Origin of the sequence: Maricaulis virginensis, assembly GCF_027922185.1 — a bacterium.
GTDB lineage: Bacteria > Pseudomonadota > Alphaproteobacteria > Caulobacterales > Maricaulaceae > Maricaulis > Maricaulis virginensis.
Genome location: NZ_BSFE01000007.1, coordinates 141973 through 161653 on the forward strand (window position 1 = coordinate 141973; position 19681 = coordinate 161653).

The following is a 19681-nucleotide window of genomic DNA, read 5'->3' on the forward strand; positions in this document are numbered from 1 at the left end:
CCGCGCCTCCTGCTTCATCCACCGCAAGCCTGGGCCGCCGGCTGTGGCGGGACTGGTTGTCGCGTCATACCGGCCTGGTGATCGGAGCCATAGTGCTGTCGGCCATCACCGCCGGCGCTGCCGCCTCCTATGTCTGGGTGGTCGGCCGCACCTTCGATCAGCTTGAAGCGGGGTTGCAGACCGGCGCGATGTGGTTTGCGCCCGCCGCGATCGTCGGCCTCGCCATACTGCGGGCGGTGAGCCTTTATCTGCAGACCGTACAGACCAATCGCCTCGCCCTGACCGTGATGCAGGACCTGCAGAACGCGATGTTCGCCAAGCTGGTGCGCGCCGATTTTGCGCGGCTGCAGGGCGAGCCGGTCGGCTCGCTCGTCTCGCGTTTCACCAACGACATCACGCTGCTGCGCGAAACCCTGATCCGGCTGACCAACAACCTGTTGCGCGACGTGCTGCAGGTGATCGCGACGATCGGCTGGATGCTGTGGCTGGACTGGATGCTGACCCTGCTGGTGCTGGTCGTTTACCCGCTCGCCTCCTGGCCGGTGATCCGGATCGGCCAGCGCCTGCGCAAGACATCCAACCAGGCCCAGTCCCAGATGGGCGCTGTGACCAGCCAGCTGGAAGAAAGCTTTTCCGGCACGCGGATGGTCAAGACCTACGGCCTGGAAGAGGCCGAGACGGAGCGCGCCGCCCGGTCCTTCGGCGAGCGCCTGCGCTTCCTCTTGCGCATCGCCGAGAACAAGGCGCGCGTCGATCCGATCCTGGAAGCCGTCGGCGGCCTGGCACTGGCCATCCTCATCACCGTCGCCGGGCTGCGCCTGACGGCCGGTGAAAGCTCGATCGGCGATCTGATGGGCGTGCTGACCGGCGTTGCCCTGCTCGCTTCGCCGATCCGCGCCATCGGCACGCTGAACGCCGTGGTGCAGGAAGGTTTCGCCGTGCTCGAACGGGTGTTCGCCGTGCTGGACGAACCGGAACGGGTCGCCTCGGCACTCGACGCCCCGGCGCTCGATGTGCCGGCCGGTGCGGTGGAATTTGACACGGTCGGCTTCGCCTATCCCGACGGCACGCCGGCGCTGAAAGGCGTGTCGCTGAAAGCCGAGCCGGGCCGCACCGTTGCGCTGGTCGGCCCGTCCGGCTCGGGCAAGTCCACCGTGCTCAACCTGCTGCCCCGGCTCTACGACCCGCAATCCGGCACGATCCGTATCGACGGAACCGATATCCGCGCGGTGTCGCTGGCCTCCCTGCGCAGCGCCATGGCCCTGGTGAGCCAGGACGTCACCCTGTTCGACGATACGGTGAAGGCCAATATCGGCTTCGGCGATCCCGGTGCCCCGGACGAGGCCATCATCGCGGCGGCCAAGGCCGCCGATGCGCACGATTTCATCATGGATCTGCCCGGCGGCTATGACGCGCCGGTCGGGCCACGCGGCAGCAATCTGTCCGGCGGCCAGCGCCAGCGCCTGTCCATTGCCCGCGCGATCCTGAAGGATGCGCCGATCCTGCTGCTGGACGAGGCCACGAGCGCGCTGGACACCGAGTCGGAACGTCGCGTGCAGGCCGCTCTCGAGCGCCTGTCGGAAGGGCGTACCTGTCTTGTCATTGCGCACCGCCTGTCGACCGTGCGCAATGCCGACTGGATCTATGTCATGGAAAGCGGCGAGGTCTGCGAACAGGGCCGCCATGACGAGCTGGAAGCCGCCGGCGGTCTTTATGCCCGCCTGTGCCGCATGCAGTTCGGCGCGCAAGAGACGTAGGCTTCCCCTGCGAAGCGGGGGAAGTGGCCGAGCCCGGCCTCGGGCCGGGCAAGGTCGATGGGGGTGAGTCCGATGCGCGCTGCGCGCTCCGCACCGCTTCGCGTTGCCCCCTCAGTCCGCTGACGCGGACAGCTCCCCCGTAAACGGGGCGAGCCTTATTCCGCCGCGGCGCGGCTTTGCAGGACAGCCTGCCCTGGCAGGGACAGGGAGAAGACCGAACCGGCACCCGGCGCGCTTTCCACCCGGATATCCCCGCCCATCAGCTCGGCCAGCTTCTTGGCGATGGCGAGACCGAGCCCGGTGCCGCCGACCTTGCGCTGCATCACCGCCTCGCCCTGGCTGAACGGCATGAAGACCCGGCCGATCAGGTCGCGGTCCATGCCGATGCCGGTATCGGCGACCTCGAACACCAGATCGTGCGTGCCGTCGGCCGCCTGGTGAACCAGGCAGCGCACCCGGACCTCGCCGCGGTCGGTGAACTTGACGGCGTTGGACAGGAGGTTCGACAGGATCTGGCGCAGCCGGGCCGGATCGCCCTGGGCCGTCATCTCGGCGACCGGGTCGATCTCGATATGCATGTTCAGCCCCTTCTCCATCGCCTTCAGGCGATAGGGACCGGCGACCGAACGGACAATCTCTGCCGGGTTGAAGTCGGTCGTCTCGACCTCGAAGCGGCCGGACTCGATATTGGCCAGATCGAGAATATCGTTGAGGATGCCCAGCAGCGCCTGGCCCGAGGCCTCGATCAGGCTGACCATCTCGCGCTGTGACGGCTCCAGATCGGTGCTCGCGAGCAGGCTGGACATGCCCAGAATGCCGTTCATCGGCGTGCGGACCTCGTGGCTCATCGTCGCCAGGAATTTCGACTTCGCCCGGCTGGCTTCTGTCGCCTGCTGGCGCGCTTCCACGAGATCGTGGATGTCGGTCATGGCGCCCACCATGCGCACCGGATCGCCGTCCGGCGTGCGCACGGCTTCGCCGCGGATGCGGAACCAGCGATGTTGACCACCAACGATGCGCAGGCGCACCGACAGGTCGAAGGGGCGGCCGGTCTTGAAATGTGCATTGAGGGCCGATTGGAAGCGCGGCGTGTCGTCCCGGTGGACCAGCGAGAGAAACTGGTCGGAGACCGAGGTGTGCTCGCGGCTCTGATAGCCCAGCAATTCACGGCCGCGTGGCGAGACATAGATCTGGTCGGTGCGCAGGCACCAGTCGAGAATCCCGTCTGACGTGCCCTTGATCGCCAGTGCCGCCCGGTCGCCGGTCTCCAGCGCCAGCACCTCGCCTGTCAGGCGGCGGCGATAATGGTTGAACACGGCCAGCAGATCGTCGGCGATCTCGATCGGACGGCGGAAGGTCGCCACGACAATGCCGACCGTCTGGGCACCGTTGAACAGCGGCAGCCCGACATAGGCCTGCGTCCCCATCTCCTCTAGCATGAAATCCTTCGGAAAATGCGCGCTGACATGGTCTTCATAGACCGTCGCCCCGCCCTGCATCGTCTCCTCGCACGGCGTTCCGGCGATGTCGTAGCAGTAATTGTCGACAAGGGCGCCACCGGCCGCGACCTGCAGGGTCTGCATACGTGTCTTGGTGGCATCGATCCGGCCGATGGTGACGCTGTCGGCGGCGAAGACTTCGGCGGTCTGCCGCACGAAGGCTTGCAGGAAGGACGGGCCCCACTCGCGGGAGAGCAGGAAATTCAGACGGTTGAGTTGTTCCTGCGTACGGTCTGCTCGAATGGCCAGATCCGGCATCAGCCCCTCCTACGTCGCCGGGTCGCCCCCCGGAGTCCAAACGTGGTTAACGGGCATTAATGTGACTCATTCCTGTGGATAGAGTCGTCATATCTGATGCATTCGCGGGTTATAAAGAATCAGCCGGTGCGCAATTGCTACCTTATTCGCGGCGCAGGATGCGCTCGGTCAGCATGTTGCCCCACCAGCTGGACATGAAGCCGTTCTGCACGGCCTCGCGGTCATAGACCGTCTCGACCCATTCCATGAAGTCGATCGGCGTTTCGGCGTTGTAGGCCCGGTAGGTCTCGAAGAAATAATCCAGCACGCCGGTCTTGCCCGCCTTCACGTGCAGGTATTTCAGCGACAGGTGCTCGATGGCTTCCTCATAGGGCAGTTTCAGGTGCACCAGCCGGTAGAAGACCGAGATCAGCCCGGCCCGGTCCGCCCCGGACTTGCAGTGGATGAGCGCGGGGTATTCGATCGTCTGGAAAATCTTCGCGGCCCGCTGCATACGGTCGACATAGGGCGCCTCGCGCGAGCCGAAGGGCATGTCGATCATGGTGAGGCCGAGACGCTCGCAGGCCTCTTTCTCGAGATCGTAATAGCACACGCCCGGCTGGGTGCCGCGGATATTGAGGATCGTCTTGAACCCTTCCGCCGCCAGCGCTTCGAGCCGCTGCGGCGACGGCTGGTTGGCCCGCCACATGCCGCCGCCCACTTCGTGCATGTTGTGGAAGCGCTCACGCAGGATGCCGTGATCCTTCCAGAGATAATCGCTCCAGGCGCGCTTGCGGTCCTGCGGGTCGTTGAGGTCGTAGGGCATGGGCTCGCTTTCCGTGTTGCGGGGCATTTAGGCCGACCGGCGCACGGACGCAACCGCGGCCCATGCTTGACCTTTTCCTCTGCGGAGGCGAGCTAGGGTGACCATGCTGAAACGCCTGCTCTCCCAGCCCTGGGCCCAGGAAGCCGTCGCCTTCCTTCTCCTGCTCTACGTGGAGCTGGCGCGACGGAGCATTCGCTGGGAAGTGCGTGGCGACGAATTCGTACGCCAGGCCTGGGACGAGAAACTGCCGCTGATCGGCTGTGTCTGGCACGGCCGCGTTCTGATGACCCTGCAGGGCTGGAAGCGCGAACGCGAACGGATGGTCGCCCTGGCCTCCAGATCGCGCGAGGGCGAGATCGGCGCCCGCTGGGCCCGCTGGTACAAGGTGGGCGTGGTGCGGGGCTCCACCCGCAATCCGGACAAGCCCGGCGCCAAGGGTGGCGAAGCGGCCTATCGCGCCATGATCAACCATCTTTCTGCCGGCGGCTGCGGGGCGGTGACACCCGACGGCCCGCGCGGTCCCCGGATGCGGGCGGGCTATGGCGCCGTGCGGATGGCGCGCGAGACCGGCGTTCCGATGGTGCCCTTCACCTGGTCCAGCCGCGGCCGCACCGTGCTGCATCGCGCCTGGGACAAGCACTGCCTGCCCCACCCGTTTTCGCGCGGCATCATCATCTGGGGCGAGCCGATTTATGTGCCGTCCGACGCCACGCCGGAACAGCTGGAAGCCGCCCGGCTGGAGCTGGAGACCCGGCTCAACCGCATCACGCGCGAGGCCGACGAGGCCATGGGTGTCGACGTTGTCGAGCCTGACGAGCGCCGGCGTCCGGGAACGGCGCGGCCCCGCCGCAATCGTGCGGGAGGCGAGGCGTGAGCCTGCCGCCTGCCCTCGGCCTCTACCGCACCGCGACCCGGCTGGCGGCCCCGCTCCTGTCCGGGCTGCTCGCGCGGCGGACCCGGAAGGGCAAGGAAGACCCCGAACGCCGCCATGAACGCCTGGGCCGGCCCGACCGCGCGCGTCCCGATGGCCTTCTGGTGTGGATGCATGGGGCCAGTGTAGGCGAAAGCCTGGTCGTCGCCAGTGTGGCAGAGGCGCTTCTCGCCCGACGTCCGCAGCTGAACATTCTGGTGACGAGCGGTACGGTGACCTCGGCCCGCCTGCTGGCCGCGCGACTGCCGGAGCGGGCCTTTCATCAATACATCCCGGTCGACACGCCGGCCGCCGCCCGGCGCTTCATCACACACTGGAAGCCCGATCTCGCAGTGTTTGCCGAGTCCGAACTCTGGCCGAACCTGATCGTCGAGACCGCCCGCCAGGAAACGCCCATGGCGCTGATCAATGCCCGCATGAACGACAAGTCGATCCGCAGCTGGCGCCGGCGCCCGGATACGGCACGCTGGCTGCTCGGCCGGTTTTCCTGGATCGGCGCCGCCGACACCCGCACCCGCGACGGGCTGGAGGATCTGACCGGCGTCCCGGTGAGCCTGGCCGGCAATCTCAAACTGGAGGCACGCCCGCCAGCCCCCGATGCGGTCGAACTGGACCGTATCCGCACCGCTCTCGGCAACCGGCCGGTCTGGCTGGCGGGCTCGACCCATGAGGGCGAGGAAGCCATCGTTCTGGATGCACACCTGAAGCTGCTCGCCGGGAATCCGGCTGCCCTGCTCATCCTGGCGCCCCGCCATCCGGAACGCGCGGCAGCGGTGGCGCGCCTGATCGCAGACCGGGGGCTGACGACCGTGCGGCGGTCGGAACAACGCCTGCCCGATGCGCGCTGCCAGGTCTGGCTGGCCGATACGCTGGGCGAGATGATGCTGTGGTATGCGCTGGCGCCCGCCTCGCTGATCGCCGGCAGTCTCGTACCCGGGATCGGCGGCCACAATCCCGTCGAGGCCAGCCGGGCGGGCACGGCCGTCATCACCGGTCCGCATGCCGCGAGCTTTGACGATCTGTTCGATGCCTATCGCCGCCACAAGGCCGCGATCGAGGCCGCCGATGCAGAATGCCTCGCCGAGGCGGTGCGCACGATCTGGCGCGGCGACGGTCCCGCCATCGAAGCCGCGGAGGCCGCGCTGGCTGACGCGTCCGGCGGGGCCATGGAGACGACCCTGGAACAGCTGGAGTGCCTGCTCGACGGCAAGGCGGTGCGGCGATGAGGGAGCCGGCCTTCTGGCGTACCGATGGCGGACGCGGCTCCGGCGCCCTGGCGCGGGCCCTGCTCTCGCCGCTCGGTCATGTCTATGCCTGGACCGTGGCGCGCCGCCTGCGGCGGACCGAGCCCGTGAACGTCGGCATCCCGGTCTTCTGTGTCGGCAATCTGACTGTCGGCGGCACGGGAAAGACGCCGGTTGCGGCGGCCCTCATGGCGCGGCTGAAGGATATGGGCCGCACACCGGCAGCGCTGTCGCGCGGTTATGGCGGCACGCTGCCCGGCCCGGTCGAGGTCGATACCACTCGACATTCCGCCCGCGAGACCGGCGACGAGCCACTATTGCTGGCGCGGGAGGCTGCTGCCTGGATCAGCCGTGACCGGGTCGCGGGGGCACAGGCGATCGCCGCGTCAGGCGCCGACGTGATCGTGATGGATGACGGACACCAGAACCCCGCCCTGGCAAAGGACTGCTCCATCGTCGTGGTGGACGGTACCGCGGGCTGGGGTGCCGGCACGCTGTTTCCGGCCGGACCGCTGCGCGAGCCGGTGGCGGCCGGTCTTGCCCGCGCCAATGCCGTGATTGTCATGATGCCCGGGCCCGGCCACACGCCGGACTATCACCGGCTTGGCCTCGCCGATCTGGAAATTCCGGTCTTCCACGCCTGGCTGGAACCCGCCGCCCCGCCGCCCGACGGCCCCCTCGTCGCTTTCGCGGGAATCGGCCGGCCGCAGAAATTCTTCGACGCCCTGTCTGCGGCGGGCGCACGGCTGTCCGAGATCGCCGACTATCCGGATCATCACCCCTATTCGGAGCGCGATATTGCGGCGCTCAAGGCGCTCGCCCAGGCCCATGATGCGCGCCTGGTGACGACCGAGAAGGACTGGGTGCGGCTGGACAGCGAGACGCGCCGCGATGTGATCGCCTGGCCGGTGAAGGCCGAGTTCGCCAATCCCGCGGCCCTGGACGGTTTGTTGCGCGATGTATTGGACGCGGCGAACACGGATCGCTAAATCCCTTTCATGATCGAAGCACAACGCAGAGCCTCGCTCCTGACCCGGATCGGCTGGCGCGTCGAGGCCACCGCCTGGGACGCCTATGCGGCCTGGTACAAGATCAAGGGAATCGATCGTGCGTCCGACGCGGCGGGCGACCTGCTGCGCAGGATCGGGCCGCTGACCCCCACCCAGCGCATTGCGCGCATCAACATGCAGCGCTGCTTCCCCGAAGCTGCCGAGCCGGAGATCGACCGGCTGCTGGGCGGCATGTGGGAGAATTTCGGCCGGCTGGCAGGCGAGATGCCCCATCTGGGCGTGTTCGCCGGGCCGGAATTCGAGGAACGGGTGGAGTTCATCGGGCGCGAGCGGCTGGAAGCGGCACGCGATGCCGGCCAGCCCCTGGTGCTGATCGGCATGCACAATGCCAACTGGGAGATCGCCGCGGCCGCAATCAGCCAGACCGGCCTGCCCTGCCATATCACCTACCGGCCGGCGAATAATGTGCTGATCGACAAGCGTATCTCGAACATGCGCGTGGGCTATGGCGTGAAGACTCTGACCGCCAAGGGCGGCGAAGGCGCCAAGCAGATCATGCAGGCGCTCAAGGCCGGCGATTCGGTCGCGCTGATGAACGACCAGAAGATGAATGACGGCATCGCGGCGCCCTTCTTCGGCCACCCGGCGATGACGGCGCCCGGCCCGACCCGGCTTGCCATGCGCCATAATTGCCCGCTGGTACCGATATCGGTCCGGCGCACCGAAGGCGCGCGCTTCCGCGTCGAGATTCTGGAGCCGATCGAGATTTCGCAGAACCCGGATCGCAATGCCGCTATTCTCGAGACGGTGACCCGCATCAATCAATGGGTGGAAAGCGAAATCCGCAAGGCGCCGGAACAATGGTTCTGGGTGCACCGGCGCTGGGCCAAGGACGTCTACCGCGTCTGAACCTGCATGACCGCACGGCGTCAGTCGTCGAGTGCGCGCGGATCCAGATCGAGCAGCGTGGCCGGATCGGCATAGAAGCTGTTGCGCAGCTTCACACGCCAGTCGAGATGCGAGCCGGTCGCCCGGCCACCGGCGCCCATGCGGCCGATCAGCTGTCCCTGCTCGACGATATCGCCAGCCTGCACGTCGACGCCGGACAGGTGGAGGAAGGCCGACACCAGGCCCTGGCCGTGATCGATGAAGATCAGCCCGCCTTCGTAATACATGTCCGGCTCTGCCAGGGTGACGAGGCCACCGGCCGGCGCGTGGACCGGCGTACCCACATCATTGGCCCAGTCGAGCCCCCAGTGCGGGCTGCCTTCATGGCCGTTATTGTAGACACGGGCCGAACCGTAGACGCCCGTCGTGATGCCCTCGGCCGGCGGAATGAAGCCGTCGAGGAAGCCCGTGCCATCCCAGACGGAGTTGAACGCGTCCTGCTTCTGGGCGTATTCGCGCTGGCGGCGCGGCAGGGTGGACGGGTCCGGGGTCACGGTCGCCTGGGGCACGCCATTGACCTGCTGCAGATCGTATTCGCGCTGGGCAATCGTAACGCGTTCGGCGATCTCGCCGGGCACACCATCGGTTCGGGTATAGGTGATGCGCAGCGGCATCTCATCCGGCGCCTGTCGCGGAATGGCCAGCACGACATAGCCGTCGGTGTCAGCACGGACATCCATGTCACCGAACTCGACACGTGCATCCGGCAGGAAGCGGCAGACCAGGAAACTACCTTCCCGGAAGGTCCCGCTGCAGAAGGAGGCCGGGGCTGCCGCGATGCGCATCTCGCGGACGCTGGCCGCATTGTCCTCGATGAAGTCGGCAATCGGATCAGCGGCCGGCCCCGCGCCACCGGCTTGCAGTGCCAGCGCGAGAACGGCGCCGATCATTGGCCAGGCTCCGCGTGCAATTCCAGCCAGCGCTGCTTCGCGATCATCGCGTCGCGATAGGCTTCCTGCTCATCGACATTCCAGTAGCGCAGCTCGGCCAGCGGGATCGGATCGCCCGTCACGGAACAACGCACAAAGGCGCCGGCCTTCAGGATGATGAAGTCGCTGTCGCCATACTCCAGGATCGCTTCGCCCTGGAATTCCTTGTCGAATGTGAAATCGCTCATGAGGCCGACTTAGCACGCGTTGCCAAAAAGGGGGAGAGGTCTCTCGCGGTCCCCTCAGAACAGGGTTCCCTGCCCGGCCGCCGGCGGTTTGGCGCGCGGTTTCGGCCTGGGCCTGGCCGCGGCCGGTTTGGCCGCAGGCGGCGGGGATGAGGGCGTCTCGCCATCGACAATCGCGGATCGCCGCATGTCGGCGAACTCCAGCTCCACCTTGTCGCCACTGTCGAGCGCCTGGCCGGAGCGGACCAGCTGGCCCTCGCCATTGCGCACCAGGACAAAACCGCGGCGCAGCACCGATTTGTGGCTGAGCGAGGCCAGCCGGGCGCCCCAGGCATCCAGCGCCCGGCTCTCGCGCTGGAGAATGCGCTCCAGCGCCGGGGTCAGCCGGGCGCCGCGATCGGCCAGCCGTTCCTGCTTCTGCCGGATATCCCGTTTCAGCGCGGCCGGCTTGAGGCCGGCCTGCAGCACCAGGAGGCGCGAGCGCTTGCCCGCCGCATTGTTCTGCAGGGCCGGATCGAGCCGGTCGGCAATCGTGTCGAAGCGCTGGCGCTTGAGATCGAGCAGCGCGGCGGGTCGCGGCAGGGCGCGGGCAGCGCCGCGCAACTCGGTCCGCCGGCGCTCGATATGCCGCGACAGCGCCGAGACCAGACGTGCGCCCAGCGCGTCGATATCGGCTTTCAGTTCGGCACGGACCGGCACCGCCATTTCCGCCGCCCCGGTGGGGGTCGGCGCCCGTCTGTCGGAGGCGAAGTCGATCAGCGTGGTGTCGGTCTCGTGACCCACGGCCGAGATCAGCGGGATCGTGCTTTCCGCCGCGGCCCGCACCACGATCTCCTCGTTGAAGCTCCACAGATCCTCGATCGAGCCGCCGCCGCGGGCGACGATCAGCACATCGGGGCGCGGGACCCGGCCGCCTTCGGGCAGCGCGTTGAAGCCGCGAATGGCGGTGGCGATCTGTTCGGCCGCCTGCTCGCCCTGCACCAGGACCGGCCACAGGATGACGTGCCGGGGAAAGCGGTCCTGCAGACGGTGCAGGATGTCCCGGATCACCGCGCCTGTCGGCGAGGTGACGACACCGATCGTGCGCGGCAGGAAGGGCAGCGGCTTCTTGCGCGCCGGATCGAACAGACCCTCGGCGGCCAGCGTCTTCTTGCGTTCTTCCAGCAGCGCCATCAGCGCGCCGGCGCCGGCCGGCTCCATCGATTCGACGATCAGCTGGTATTGCGAGCGGCCCGGATAGGTCGACAGCCGTCCCTCGATGACGACTTCCAGCCCCTCCTCCGGGCGGAAACGGAAACGTGCCGCCGTGCCCTTCCAGGCAATCGAGGCGATGACCGAGCGCTCGTCCTTCACATCGAAATAGACATGGCCCGACTTGGCCACCACGACCCGGCCCAGCTCGCCGCGCACCCGGACATGACCGAACGCGTCCTCGACCGTGCGCTTCAGTGCGCCGGCCAGTTCGGAGACGGAGAATTCGTGGATGTTTCCCGGCGCATCGCTCATGCCTTATCTGGTAGGATGTATCGCCCCGCATCGCAACGGTCCGGCGGACTCGCGATCCGGAACGCTTTGGGCTAGGCAGAGCCTGAACACACAGTCGGCGTCGGGACGCGCCAGAAGGCATGAGGTCAAGATGAAGGTTCTCCTTGTCGGTTCGGGCGGCCGCGAACACGCGCTGGCCTGGAAGATCGCGCAAAGCCCGCTCCTGACGGCCCTGCACGCCGTACCGGGCAGCGATGCCATCGGCGAGCTGGCGACCTGTCATGACGGCTCGGTGTCCGACATTGACGGCCTTGTCGAACTGGCCCGGAAAATCGAGGCGGACCTGGTCGTTGTCGGTCCGGAGAACCCGTTGTGCGACGGGCTGGCCGACCGGCTGCGCCAGGCCGGCATCGCCACTTTCGGCCCGTCGGGCCTCGCGGCACGGCTGGAAGCGTCCAAGGCCTATGCCAAGGATTTCTACGCCCGCCACAAGGTGCCCTCCGCCGGCTATGGCACCTTCTCCGACGCCGCGGAGGCCAAGGCCTTTCTCGACCGTGTCGAGCCGCCCTATGTTCTCAAGGCCGACGGTCTGGCCGCCGGCAAGGGCGTGGTGATCCTGGACGATCGCGCCGAAGCGGAAGCCGAGATCGACGCCTTCCTGTCGGGCAAGTTCGGCAAGGCCTCCAAGACGCTGGTGATCGAGGAATTCATGGCCGGCGAGGAAGTTTCCATCTTCGCGCTGTGCGATGGCGAGACCGTGCTCTATTGCGGCGCCGCCCAGGACCACAAGCGCGTCGGCGAAGGCGATACCGGCCCCAATACCGGCGGCATGGGCGCCTATTCGCCCGCCCCGATCGCCACGCCCGAGCTGATCGACACGGCGATGAAGACCATTGTCGAGCCGGTCGCCCGCGGGCTGGCCGCCGAGGGTCACCCTTTCCAGGGCGTGCTGTTTGCCGGCCTGATGGTCACGAAGGACGGGCCCAAGGTCGTCGAATTCAACATCCGCTTCGGCGATCCGGAATGCCAGGTCCTGATGATGCGGATCGATTCCGACCTGCTGCCCTACCTCTTGGCCACGGCCACCGGCGCGCTCGGCGAGATGCCGCCCATCACCTGGTCGCCGGATCCGGCGATCACCGTCGTGCTCGCCGCCAACGGCTATCCGGGCGACTACAGGAAGGGTTCGGTGATCAAGGGCGTCACCGAGGCCAACCGGATGGAGGGCGTGCAGGTGTTCGAGGCGGGCACGGGCCGCAATGCCAGGGGCGAGCGGATCGCCGCCGGCGGCCGCGTGCTCAATGTCACCGCCTCGGGCGAAACCCTGCACTATGCCGTCGAGCGTGCCTATGCCGCGATCGACCAGATCGACTGGCCGGAAGGCTTCTGCCGCCGCGACATCGCCTGGCGCGCCCTGCGCACCCACTAGGCTGGCAGTTTTTCGACGTACAGGTACGCTCGCCGTTTGACTTCGCTGCCGGCTTGATCATCCTTTGCCCCACGTATTCGAGGGGAGAGGATCATGCTGAGAACCGTAGCAACGGCGCTGGCCGCCACGGCGCTGGCCGGACTGGCCCAGGCGCAGGATGCCGAAGAGGCGCTGACCGTCATTCACGCAGGATGGCTGCTGGCCGTGCCGGGCGAGGCGCCTCTGGAGCAGCAGTCCATCCTGGTCCGCGGCGAACGCATTGAAGGCATCCAGGCCGGCTATGTGACGCCCGACGGCGCGACGGTGATCGACCTGAGCGACGACTACGTCATGCCCGGCTTCATCGACAGCCATGTCCACCTGCAGTCGGAACTCGGCCCGGGCCGGCGCTTCAACACCTTCACCGAAAGCCCGTCCGATCTCGCCTTTGCCGGCGCCGACAATGCCCGCACCACGCTGATGGCCGGCTTCACGACGGTGCAGGATGTCGGCGGCAATTTCGAAGCGGCCCTCGCCCTGCGCGACGCCGTCGATGCGGGCTTCGTGCCGGGACCGCGCATGCGGGTTGCCGGCACCGCCGTCACGCCGACCGGCGGCCATGCCGACGTCAACGGTTTCGCCCTCGACGTGCTGCACCAGTTCACCAGCCCGACCGCCTGCAACGGCCCGGCCCAGTGCCGCGAAGCCGTGCGCACGCTGATTCGCGGCGGTGCCGATGTGATCAAGATCACCGCCACCGGCGGCGTGCTGTCCGACACGGCGGCCGGCGTCGAGCGGCAATTCTTCGACGACGAACTTGAGTCGATCGTCGAGGCCGCCCACATGATGGGCCGCCAGGTCACCGCCCATGCGCATGGCGTGACCGGCATCAACGCCTTCCTGGAGGCCGGCGGCGACTCGATCGAGCATGGCACCTATCTGGACACTGACTCGATCCGCCTGATGCGCCGCAACGGCGCCTATCTCGTGCCGACCGTGCTGGCCGGTGTCACCGTGGCCGAGCTGGCCGAGACCGCCGATTTCATGACCGACAACCAGCGCGCCAAGTCCCGCTCTGTCGGTCCGCAGATGCTGGAGATGGCGCGCCGGGCCCATGATGGCGGCGTGACCATCGCCTTCGGCACCGACAGCGGCGTGTCCCGGCATGGCGATAATGCCCGCGAATTCGAACTCCTGGTCGAGGCCGGCCTGACGCCGATGGAAGCCATCGAGACCGCCACGATCCACGCCTCGCGCCATGTCCGCATGGACAGCGATATCGGCACGATCGAAACCGGCAAATATGCCGATATTGTCGCCGTCGACGGCAATCCGCTGGAGAATATCTCCGAGCTGCGCGACGTCGATTTCGTCATGAAGAACGGCACGGTGTATCTGAGCGAATGAGCAAGATCGACGAACAGTATTCCGGCACCAAACAGGTCGCCGACGCCCTCGCCTTCGACGAGGCCCGGCTGGCTGCCTGGATGGCGGAGCAGGTCGAGGACTATGAGGGGCCGCTGACGGTGAGCCAGTTCCGGGGCGGCCAGTCCAACCCGACCTACAAGCTGGAAACGCCGGGGCATTCCTATGTGCTGCGCCGCAAGCCGCCGGGCAAGCTCCTGCCCTCGGCCCATGCGGTGGACCGCGAATTCGAGGTGATGAGCAAGCTGGGCAAGGCCGGCTTCCCCGCGCCGAAAATGCACGGGCTGTGCATGGACCGCGATGTCATCGGCACCGAATTCTACGTGATGGATTTCGTCACCGGCCGGATCTTCTGGGACCCGCTCCTGCCCGACCTCGACAAATCCGAACGCGGCCCGATCTACGACGCCGCCAACGCCACGCTGGCGCATCTGCACGGCATCGACCACGAAGCGGCCGGACTGGGTGAATATGGCAAGCCCGGCAATTACTTCCAGCGCCAGATCGGCCGCTGGTCCAAGCAATACCGTGCCGCCGAAACGGGTACGGTCGAGGCGATGGACAAGCTGATCGACTGGCTGCCCCAGGCCGCGCCGGAACAGGAACGCACCAGCGTCGTCCATGGCGATTACCGGCTGGACAACATGATCTTCCACCCGACCGAACCGCGCGTCATCGCGGTGCTGGACTGGGAGCTCTCCACGCTGGGCGATCCGCTGGCCGACTTCACCTATCAGCTGATGGGCTGGGTGATGCCGCCGGAAATCCGCAACGGGCTCGCCGGGGTCGATATCGCCTCCATGGGCATTCCGACCGTCGAGGAATACACCGAGGCCTATTGCCGCCGCACCAATCGCGACAGCATTCCCGAGCTGGATTTCTACTTCGCCTACAACATCTTCCGGCTGACCTCGATCATCCAGGGCGTCTATGCCCGCTCGCTGCAGGGCAATGCCTCCAACGAGCGCGCCAAGGAGATGGGGGCCGCGGTCCAGCCCATGGCCGAAGCCGCCTGGAGCTTTGCAGTGAAGGCGGGGGCTTAGGTCCCCGCCTCGCCGGCATACACGCCGGCTGTCTACCCTGCCCGGCCGCCTATGTGTCCCAGCCAGGGCGCCATCAGGGCGAGGCCGATCACCAGTTCGAACCCGACCGAGAACAGATTGTATCCGGTCCGCGTGCCATGCCTGGCATGATCCGCCAGCATCGAGACGGTGCGCCCGATCGCCATGCCGAGCCAGGCGGCACCGGCCGCGAAGCCGGCCGCAACGACGCTTGCCATGCCGGCCTGCTCGCGCATCGCGATCGCCAGCAGCACCGCGCCATGCAGCAGGAGCAGACCGCCGCCATAGCTGGCCCGGAACTCGGCCCAGCCACCCGGCCTGTCCGCCATCGGCTGCAGACGCACGACCGACGCGCCCCAGGCCGGACTGATCAGACTGCCCAGTCCGAGAAGGGCGCCGACAAGCGCCGCAGCGCCGCTGATGATGACGGTAACGGTCATGCTGTTCCCCTGTATGGTGTCCCTCCCGCCATATAGTGCGAGAGAGCCCGCATTTCATGTCCGGACTGATCATCCTCACCGGCGTCTTCGTCACCGCCTTCATCTCCGGCGTGTTCGGCATGGCCGGCGGGCTGATCCTGATGGGGATACTGGCGCTGGTCCTGCCCGTCTCGGCCGCCATGGTCGTGCATGGCGTGGTGCAGAGCGTGTCCAATGGCTGGCGCGCCATCCTGCATGCGCGCTGGATCGACTGGCGCATTCTGGGCATCTACCTGTTCGGCTCTGGCGCGGCGGCCGCCCTCCTCGTGCTGGCGACCTTCGAACTGTCCAAACCCTGGCTTTTCATCGTGCTGGGCCTGGTGCCCGGCGTGATCTGGCTGCCCAGGCGCTGGGTCCATTTCGACGCCGCCCGGCCCTCCCATGCGGTGGCCTGCGGCTTCACGGTGACCGGGCTCAACGTGGTGGCCGGCGTGTCCGGACCGCTGCTGGATGTCTTCTTCGCCGACACAGAACGCGACCGCCGCTGCATCGTTGCCACGAAGGCCGCAACCCAGGTCGTCTCGCACGCCGTGAAGATCGCCTACTACGTCCTGCCGGCGCTGGCGGCGGAAAGCCTGCCCCAGGCGCAATGGCTGCTCGTCGCCGCACCGCTGGCCATTATCGGCACCACGCTGGGCGCCCGCTTCCTGGCCATGATGAGCGATATCCAGTTCCGGCAGTGGACCAAATGGATTGTCTCGGCGATCGGTCTTGTCTACATCGCCAGAGGCTTGATTATCCTGACAGGAGTGGCGCCATGAAGCTTGAACCGGCCGTGCTGGAAAACGCCGTTGTTCGCCTGGAGCCGCTGACCGAAGCCCATCGCGAAGCCCTGCGCCCGCTGGCCCAGGAGGCCGAGATCTGGGCGCTGACCTCGCTGCGCGGCGATGGCGAGCATTTCGACAGCTGGTTCGACCTGATGCTGGAGGGTAGCCGGGCCGGCAGCCAGATCTCCCACCTCGTCCGGCGCCGGTCAGACGGGGGCCCCGTCGGTCATTCCGCCTTTCTTTCCATCGTTCCGGAGCACTGCCGGCTCGAGATCGGCTGGACCTGGTATGGCGCGACAGCCCGCGGCACCCAGGTCAATCCGGCCGCCAAGCATCTCCTGCTGGGCCGGGCCTTCGAATGCGGTGCCGAACGGGTGGAGCTGAAGACCCACCACCGCAATCTGCGCTCCCAGGCCGCGATGACGAAAATGGGCGCCACTCGCGAAGGCACGCTGCGCCGGCACATGAAGTGCTGGACCGGCGAGTGGCGCGATACGGTGTGGTTTTCGGTGCTGAAGGAAGAATGGCCCGCAGTGGCCGCCGGGCTGGAAGCCCGTCTTGCAGTCTAGCAGGTCCGGCGACGGGAAACCGGTTCCCGCTCTCACCGACAGATGTCGGGGCTTTGATGACTAGCCGTTGCAGACCGGCATGACGCCGACAATACGGCCGTCCCGGATTTCCATCTCGATCTGGCCCGGGCCGGTTTCCTCGGCATAGACGAGCAGGTCGGCCGGTGCCCCCGGCATGACAAGTTCGCGGCGTCCGGCGCGGGACGGGGCGCGCGTTGCGGTGCGGATATAGATGGCGCCCGGCGCGGCTTCGGGGCGCGGGCTGACGACGGCCCCCGGTCGGCCCAGAACCGTCACGGCCTGACCGGTTTCCAGCACCAGGTCCGAACCGACGGCGGAGATCCGGCCGTTTTCGATGAAGATGTCCTGGTCGCTCCAGCGGCCCGAGGCATCGACAATGGTCACATCCTGCAGCAGGAGCGGCGTCGCATCACAACCGGTATCGGCCGCATGCGCCGTTGCCGCCAGGGCAAGAGCACCAAGCGAGCTTGTCAGACATTTGTTCAGGACACGAAGCATTTGTCACTCCAGATGAGTGCGGTCCTCTTCGTCCGTACACCGATTCCGTTCAAGACAAGGTTTTATGACAACGGCGTTTATACGCGTTTTATCAAATTATTCCGGGACTTGCACAAGGCCTGCCCGGCGCGGTCCTGAAGAGGATGACAGATCAGCTGCCCTTGCGCCGGGCCCGGAAGAAGGACCGCAACAGTTCGGCGCTTTTCTCGGCCAGTATCCCCTGCGCCACATCCGGTCGCCAGTGACAGGTCGGCTGCTGGAAAAAGCGCGGGCCGTGTTCCACGGCGCCACCCTTGGGATCGCTCGCGCCAAAGACCAGCCGGCCGATCCGTGCATGGCTGATCGCCCCGGCACACATCGCACACGGTTCCAGCGTGACGTAGAGCTCCAGCCCCGTCAGGCGGTAATTCTCCCGCTTCTGTGCTGCCGCGCGCAGCGCCAGGATTTCCGCATGCCCGGCCGGATCATGACCGGCAATCGGCCTGTTGTGCGCTTCCGCGACGATCTCGTCCGTGGCCGGATCGACCACCAGCGCACCGATCGGCGCTTCGCCGGCCTCAGCGGCTGCCTGCGCCAGTTCTAGCGCTCGGGCCATAAAACGTGTATCGCGCGGGTCCGTCATCCGCTGCGGGTTAGAGTGGCCGCCAGAAAGGGTCAAGCGTGAGCGAAGCCTCCGATACGTCCGAACGCATTGCCAAATACCTCGCCCGGGCCGGCGTGGCCTCGCGCCGCGAGGTCGAACGCATGATCGAGGACGGCCGCATCTCCCTGAATGGCAAGCGCCTGGACACGCCCGCCGTGAAGGTCACCCAGGCCGACCGGATCGAGGTCGACGGCAAGCCGGTCGACCCGCCGGCGGCGACACGCCTGTGGCGCTATCACAAGCCGACGGGCCTGGTGACCACCCATGCCGACCCGGAAGGCCGCGAGACCGTGTTCGATGCGCTGCCGAAGGATATGGGGCGTGTGATCTCGGTCGGCCGCCTCGACCTGACCTCGGAAGGCCTCCTGCTGCTCACCAATGACGGCGCCCTCGCCCGCGCCCTGGAATTGCCCGCCACCGGCTGGATGCGCCGCTATCGCGCCCGCGCCTTCGGCTCGATCGATGAGGCCGCCGTGAACAAGCTGCGCGCCGGCGTCACCGTGGACGGCATCAAGTACGGCCCGATGGATGTCGAGGTCGAGCGCGAGACCGGCTCGAATATCTGGCTCGATATCGGTATCCGCGAAGGCAAGAATCGCGAGGTCCGCAAGGCGCTCGACAGTGTCGGCCTGAAGGTGAACCGGCTGATCCGCACGGCCTACGGTCCGTTCCAGCTGGGCGATCTGCCGCGCGGCGAGGTCAAGGCCGTGCCGGGCCGCGTGCTGCGCGACCAGGCCGGGCATCTTGTCGAGATGGCGGCCACCACCGGCGAGGCTGTCGCGAAGAAAAAGCCCGCCCGTCCCGGCCGCAAGCCGGTCAAGCGCAAGATGGGCGGGGCCGGTCAGCCCGGCCTGCCCAAACCGGCTGCTGACGAGGATGGCGCCAAGCCGCTCAAGCGGGCCCGCGGCCGTCCCGCCGTGCGCCGTCCAGCCGGAAAATCGGCGGCAGCCGATCGCGATACCGCGCCCGGCCGTCCGCCGCGCAAGCCGCAGGGACGCCGCTAGGACATGCGGGTCGTCGGCGGAAGATTCCGCAATCGCGCCCTGGTCGCGCCGAAAGGCCGTTCCACCCGCCCCACCTCCGACCGGGCGCGCGAGAACATGTTCAATGTGATTGAGCATGCCGACTGGTGCCCGCCGATCGGGGGGGCCCGGGTGATCGATCTCTACGCCGGATCCGGTGCGCTGGGCATCGAGGCCGTGTCCCGTGGCGCCGCCTTCTGCCTGTTCGTGGAAATGGCCGCCGAGGCGCGCGGCGCGATCCGCGACAATGTCGACACGCTGCAGCTCTTCGGCGTCACCCGCATCCATCGCCGCGACGCCACGGCGCTGGGCGAGAAGCCGTCCAATCTGGGTGCGCCCTTCGACCTGGCCTTCCTCGACCCGCCCTATGGCCACGGCCTGGGCGAAAAGACGCTGGCGAAACTGGTCGAGGGCAAATGGGTCAGCGACGATGCCGTCGCCGTCCTCGAAGTCGGCGCCGATGAAGACCCCGAGACACCGGGCTGGCACCGCCAGACCGTCAAGGAATACGGCGCCGCCAAAGTCCTCTTCCTGACCCGCGACAAGACCTGACCGCACGCTACTCTCACCGTTTTCCCCGGCCCCCGTGCCGGGGTCCGGCTGAGCCCGTATCTGAAACGCCGCTGGGCCCCGGAACAAGTGTTCAGCCCGGGGACATCATTAACGGGTGTTCGGAGACATGGTTGACACCTTGTGGCTTGGATTTCGTCTCTTGGACAGGAGGCGGCGATGGTCTG

General features: G+C 67.2%; 20 protein-coding genes. 12 read left to right on the forward strand and 8 right to left on the reverse strand.

The features are described from left to right. Window positions 1-56: 56 nt before the first annotated feature. On the forward strand, window positions 57-1757 hold the full coding sequence (locus PKE71_RS12925) for an ABC transporter ATP-binding protein (RefSeq protein ID WP_271187402.1): 1701 nt from the start codon (window positions 57-59) through the stop codon (window positions 1755-1757). A 155-nt stretch (window positions 1758-1912) separates the two neighbouring features. On the opposite strand, the gene PKE71_RS12930 is transcribed toward PKE71_RS12925, so the two are convergent. Both PKE71_RS12930 and PKE71_RS12935 read right to left on the reverse strand, forming a co-directional pair. Further along, the gene (locus PKE71_RS12930; RefSeq protein WP_271187403.1) at window positions 1913-3514 is read right to left on the reverse strand and encodes a hybrid sensor histidine kinase/response regulator; all 1602 of its coding nucleotides are present in this window, start codon (window positions 3512-3514) and stop codon (window positions 1913-1915) included. A gap of 142 nt (window positions 3515-3656) precedes the next feature. Further along, window positions 3657-4346 carry a fused DSP-PTPase phosphatase/NAD kinase-like protein gene (locus PKE71_RS12935; protein ID WP_271187404.1) on the reverse strand — a complete coding sequence of 230 codons (690 nt, stop codon included), beginning with the start codon at window positions 4344-4346 and terminating at the stop codon, window positions 3657-3659. 76 nt (window positions 4347-4422) lie between these two features. Between PKE71_RS12935 and PKE71_RS12940 the strand changes: the two genes are divergently transcribed. The 4 genes from PKE71_RS12940 to PKE71_RS12955 are packed head-to-tail and all read left to right on the forward strand — an operon-like array spanning window position 4423 to window position 8413. Then, the gene (locus PKE71_RS12940) at window positions 4423-5193 is read left to right on the forward strand and encodes a lysophospholipid acyltransferase family protein (RefSeq protein WP_271187422.1); all 771 of its coding nucleotides are present in this window, start codon (window positions 4423-4425) and stop codon (window positions 5191-5193) included. Then, window positions 5190-6476 (forward strand): 3-deoxy-D-manno-octulosonic acid transferase, encoded by a 1287-nt coding sequence (locus PKE71_RS12945; protein ID WP_271187405.1) that lies wholly within the window; start codon window positions 5190-5192, stop codon window positions 6474-6476. The genes PKE71_RS12940 and PKE71_RS12945 overlap by 4 nt, the downstream gene beginning before the upstream one ends. Then, window positions 6473-7483 carry a tetraacyldisaccharide 4'-kinase gene (gene lpxK / locus PKE71_RS12950; RefSeq protein WP_271187406.1) on the forward strand — a complete coding sequence of 337 codons (1011 nt, stop codon included), beginning with the start codon at window positions 6473-6475 and terminating at the stop codon, window positions 7481-7483. Before PKE71_RS12945 ends, lpxK begins: the two co-directional genes overlap by 4 nt. Before the next feature lie 9 nt (window positions 7484-7492). Then, on the forward strand, window positions 7493-8413 hold the full coding sequence (locus tag PKE71_RS12955) for a lysophospholipid acyltransferase family protein (RefSeq protein ID WP_271187407.1): 921 nt from the start codon (window positions 7493-7495) through the stop codon (window positions 8411-8413). Between the two features lie 20 nt (window positions 8414-8433). On the opposite strand, the gene PKE71_RS12960 is transcribed toward PKE71_RS12955, so the two are convergent. Genes PKE71_RS12960 through xseA form a run of 3 tightly spaced genes read right to left on the reverse strand, consistent with a single transcriptional unit; the run spans window position 8434 to window position 11072 of the window. Next, complete coding sequence (locus tag PKE71_RS12960; RefSeq protein WP_271187408.1) at window positions 8434-9342, reverse strand: M23 family metallopeptidase; 909 nt, start codon at window positions 9340-9342, stop codon at window positions 8434-8436. Next, window positions 9339-9569 (reverse strand): DUF2093 domain-containing protein, encoded by a 231-nt coding sequence (locus tag PKE71_RS12965; protein ID WP_271187409.1) that lies wholly within the window; start codon window positions 9567-9569, stop codon window positions 9339-9341. The genes PKE71_RS12960 and PKE71_RS12965 overlap by 4 nt, the downstream gene beginning before the upstream one ends. A gap of 54 nt (window positions 9570-9623) precedes the next feature. Next, complete coding sequence (gene xseA / locus PKE71_RS12970; protein WP_271187410.1) at window positions 9624-11072, reverse strand: exodeoxyribonuclease VII large subunit; 1449 nt, start codon at window positions 11070-11072, stop codon at window positions 9624-9626. Between the two features lie 130 nt (window positions 11073-11202). Between xseA and purD the strand changes: the two genes are divergently transcribed. From purD to PKE71_RS12985, 3 genes are all read left to right on the forward strand, one after another. Beyond that, entirely contained in the window at window positions 11203-12480 is a 1278-nt protein-coding gene (gene purD, locus PKE71_RS12975; RefSeq protein ID WP_271187411.1) for a phosphoribosylamine--glycine ligase, read from the forward strand. A gap of 93 nt (window positions 12481-12573) precedes the next feature. After that, window positions 12574-13866: a metal-dependent hydrolase family protein gene (locus tag PKE71_RS12980; protein WP_271187412.1), complete on the forward strand. Its 1293-nt coding sequence runs from the start codon at window positions 12574-12576 to the stop codon at window positions 13864-13866. After that, window positions 13863-14927 carry a phosphotransferase gene (locus tag PKE71_RS12985; RefSeq protein WP_271187413.1) on the forward strand — a complete coding sequence of 355 codons (1065 nt, stop codon included), beginning with the start codon at window positions 13863-13865 and terminating at the stop codon, window positions 14925-14927. The genes PKE71_RS12980 and PKE71_RS12985 overlap by 4 nt, the downstream gene beginning before the upstream one ends. Window positions 14928-14959: 32 nt before the next feature. Here the strand turns inward: PKE71_RS12985 and PKE71_RS12990 are convergent, their stop codons facing one another. Then, on the reverse strand, window positions 14960-15385 hold the full coding sequence (locus tag PKE71_RS12990; protein WP_271187414.1) for a hypothetical protein: 426 nt from the start codon (window positions 15383-15385) through the stop codon (window positions 14960-14962). 56 nt (window positions 15386-15441) lie between these two features. On the opposite strand from PKE71_RS12990, the gene PKE71_RS12995 reads away from it, so the two are divergent. Both PKE71_RS12995 and PKE71_RS13000 read left to right on the forward strand, forming a co-directional pair. Continuing rightward, complete coding sequence (locus PKE71_RS12995; RefSeq protein WP_271187415.1) at window positions 15442-16185, forward strand: sulfite exporter TauE/SafE family protein; 744 nt, start codon at window positions 15442-15444, stop codon at window positions 16183-16185. Beyond that, window positions 16182-16760, forward strand: coding sequence for a GNAT family N-acetyltransferase (locus PKE71_RS13000; RefSeq protein WP_271187416.1), 579 nt, complete (start codon window positions 16182-16184; stop codon window positions 16758-16760). Before PKE71_RS12995 ends, PKE71_RS13000 begins: the two co-directional genes overlap by 4 nt. A gap of 60 nt (window positions 16761-16820) precedes the next feature. Here PKE71_RS13000 and PKE71_RS13005 read toward each other — a convergent pair whose 3' ends face one another. After that, entirely contained in the window at window positions 16821-17279 is a 459-nt protein-coding gene (locus PKE71_RS13005; RefSeq protein WP_271187417.1) for a hypothetical protein, read from the reverse strand. Between the two features lie 151 nt (window positions 17280-17430). Then, on the reverse strand, window positions 17431-17874 hold the full coding sequence (gene tadA, locus PKE71_RS13010) for a tRNA adenosine(34) deaminase TadA (RefSeq protein WP_271187418.1): 444 nt from the start codon (window positions 17872-17874) through the stop codon (window positions 17431-17433). Between the two features lie 65 nt (window positions 17875-17939). On the opposite strand from tadA, the gene PKE71_RS13015 reads away from it, so the two are divergent. Both PKE71_RS13015 and rsmD read left to right on the forward strand, forming a co-directional pair. After that, the gene (locus tag PKE71_RS13015; protein WP_271187419.1) at window positions 17940-18926 is read left to right on the forward strand and encodes a pseudouridine synthase; all 987 of its coding nucleotides are present in this window, start codon (window positions 17940-17942) and stop codon (window positions 18924-18926) included. Window positions 18927-18929: 3 nt separating this feature from the next. Then, window positions 18930-19496: a 16S rRNA (guanine(966)-N(2))-methyltransferase RsmD gene (gene rsmD, locus PKE71_RS13020; protein ID WP_271187420.1), complete on the forward strand. Its 567-nt coding sequence runs from the start codon at window positions 18930-18932 to the stop codon at window positions 19494-19496. Window positions 19497-19681 lie beyond the last annotated feature (185 nt).

Coding starts and splice junctions, on each gene's coding strand:
- PKE71_RS12930 (WP_271187403.1), bottom strand. CDS start 3,514: ATGCCGGATCTGGCCATTCGAGCAGACCGTACGCAGGAACAACTCAAC.
- PKE71_RS12935 (WP_271187404.1), bottom strand. CDS start 4,346: ATGCCCCGCAACACGGAAAGCGAGCCCATGCCCTACGACCTCAACGAC.
- PKE71_RS12940 (WP_271187422.1), top strand. CDS start 4,423: ATGCTGAAACGCCTGCTCTCCCAGCCCTGGGCCCAGGAAGCCGTCGCC.
- lpxK (WP_271187406.1), top strand. CDS start 6,473: ATGAGGGAGCCGGCCTTCTGGCGTACCGATGGCGGACGCGGCTCCGGC.
- PKE71_RS12955 (WP_271187407.1), top strand. CDS start 7,493: ATGATCGAAGCACAACGCAGAGCCTCGCTCCTGACCCGGATCGGCTGG.
- PKE71_RS12960 (WP_271187408.1), bottom strand. CDS start 9,342: ATGATCGGCGCCGTTCTCGCGCTGGCACTGCAAGCCGGTGGCGCGGGG.
- PKE71_RS12965 (WP_271187409.1), bottom strand. CDS start 9,569: ATGAGCGATTTCACATTCGACAAGGAATTCCAGGGCGAAGCGATCCTG.
- xseA (WP_271187410.1), bottom strand. CDS start 11,072: ATGAGCGATGCGCCGGGAAACATCCACGAATTCTCCGTCTCCGAACTG.
- purD (WP_271187411.1), top strand. CDS start 11,203: ATGAAGGTTCTCCTTGTCGGTTCGGGCGGCCGCGAACACGCGCTGGCC.
- PKE71_RS12980 (WP_271187412.1), top strand. CDS start 12,574: ATGCTGAGAACCGTAGCAACGGCGCTGGCCGCCACGGCGCTGGCCGGA.
- PKE71_RS12985 (WP_271187413.1), top strand. CDS start 13,863: ATGAGCAAGATCGACGAACAGTATTCCGGCACCAAACAGGTCGCCGAC.
- PKE71_RS12990 (WP_271187414.1), bottom strand. CDS start 15,385: ATGACCGTTACCGTCATCATCAGCGGCGCTGCGGCGCTTGTCGGCGCC.
- PKE71_RS12995 (WP_271187415.1), top strand. CDS start 15,442: ATGTCCGGACTGATCATCCTCACCGGCGTCTTCGTCACCGCCTTCATC.
- PKE71_RS13000 (WP_271187416.1), top strand. CDS start 16,182: ATGAAGCTTGAACCGGCCGTGCTGGAAAACGCCGTTGTTCGCCTGGAG.
- PKE71_RS13005 (WP_271187417.1), bottom strand. CDS start 17,279: ATGCTTCGTGTCCTGAACAAATGTCTGACAAGCTCGCTTGGTGCTCTT.
- tadA (WP_271187418.1), bottom strand. CDS start 17,874: ATGGCCCGAGCGCTAGAACTGGCGCAGGCAGCCGCTGAGGCCGGCGAA.
- rsmD (WP_271187420.1), top strand. CDS start 18,930: ATGCGGGTCGTCGGCGGAAGATTCCGCAATCGCGCCCTGGTCGCGCCG.